This is a genomic window from Haloimpatiens lingqiaonensis (assembly GCF_901447495.1).
Classification (GTDB): Bacteria; Bacillota; Clostridia; order Clostridiales; family Clostridiaceae; genus Haloimpatiens; species Haloimpatiens lingqiaonensis.
The window spans coordinates 1-1,446 of record NZ_CABDWS010000167.1; the positions used below are offsets into that span (position 1 = coordinate 1).

Annotated in this window: 1 protein-coding gene; it reads left to right on the plus strand. The window is 26.6% G+C overall.

The features are described from left to right. Positions 1-104 precede the first annotated feature (104 nt). Complete coding sequence (locus tag FGK85_RS15110) at positions 105-1,316, plus strand: ISL3 family transposase (protein WP_138207980.1); 1,212 nt, start codon at positions 105-107, stop codon at positions 1,314-1,316. The last annotated feature ends 130 nt before the right edge of the window (positions 1,317-1,446 follow it).

Consider the following 1,446-nt stretch of genomic DNA (forward strand, 5'->3'; position numbering starts at 1 on the left):
GGCTATTTAATATTTCTTGTGTAGAAAAACTTTACAAATAAAAAATGCATTTGCTATTATTGTAATGCAAACAACAATAATATCCCCAATAAAGGAGAAAGCAAATGCAAGATAATTATATCAAAGTTTCAATAGCTTTACCAGATTTTTATATCAAATGTTCTGAAGAATATAATAATACTATTTTCATAAGAGTATCTCCAATAAAGCAATCTTTAAAATGCCCTAAATGCGATAGCATAGCCGATAGGCTGCATGATAAAAAAGAGTTCTTAGTAAGAGATATACCTATTCATGATAAAGCTGTAATATTAGTTGTTGAGAAAATTAGATTGAGATGTGCTTGCTGTGGACATAGAGGGATACCAATAACAATTCCTTTTCTTAATAAATATCAAAGAAAAACCGATAGGTTTATTGAGTTTATTGCTAAAGAAGTATCTAAAACAAGTATTAATGAAGTATGTAAGCAGCTTGAGTTAGGATATCAAGAAGTGAAAACTGCATTTGATATATACTCAAATAAATTAATAAATGAAATAGATGATGATATTAAAGAGAATGGAATTGAATACTTTGGTATAGATGAATTTGCTCTAAAAAAGGGTCATAATTATGCTGTTGCTCTAATAAACCCTTTATCAGCTACTAATAAAATAATAGATATTCTTGATGATAGAACAAAAGAAAATCTTATTAAATATTTTTCACAATGGTCTATAAATGCTCGTAAAAAAGTAAAGTTTGTTACCATGGATATGTGGAATGGATATAATTCTTCTATATCTAAGATGTTCCCAAATGCTAAAATAATCATTGATAAATTTCATGTTATAAAAAAAATTGGTGATGCATTTAAAGATGTTAGAAAATCAGTATCCAAGCAATTAGATAAAGAATCTAAAACAAAATTATTTAAAGATAGGTATTTATTTAAGAAAGGTAATGAAAATGTAACAGATGAAGAATACTTAATTTTAATAGAGCATTTTGAAAAAAGTAGTTATTTGGAAATAGCTTATGAGTTAAAAGAAGAATTTAGAGATATTTTTGTGTTGCATAGTAAAAATGAAGCTATGGAAGCTTTTGAACGCTGGTGTAAAAGGGTAAAAGATAATAAAATAAAAGAATTCAAAAAGGTTATAAATACAGTGAATAACTGGTATGAACAGATTTTCAATTATTTTGATAAAAAACTAACTAATGGACCTATTGAAGGAATTAATAATAAGATTAAACTAATAAAAAGAGCTGGCTATGGATTCTGTAGCTGCGCTAATTTAAAAAGAAGGATAATTGCACGCTTTGCTAAATAAGTTTTCATTTTTAATATAACTATAATTTGGCAGGCTGACGCCTAAAAGATCTTTTCAAGACATATTGGTAAAATATGCAAAGTGACTACTATATTTTATAGGTACTTTGCACAACATTTATTAAATAGCC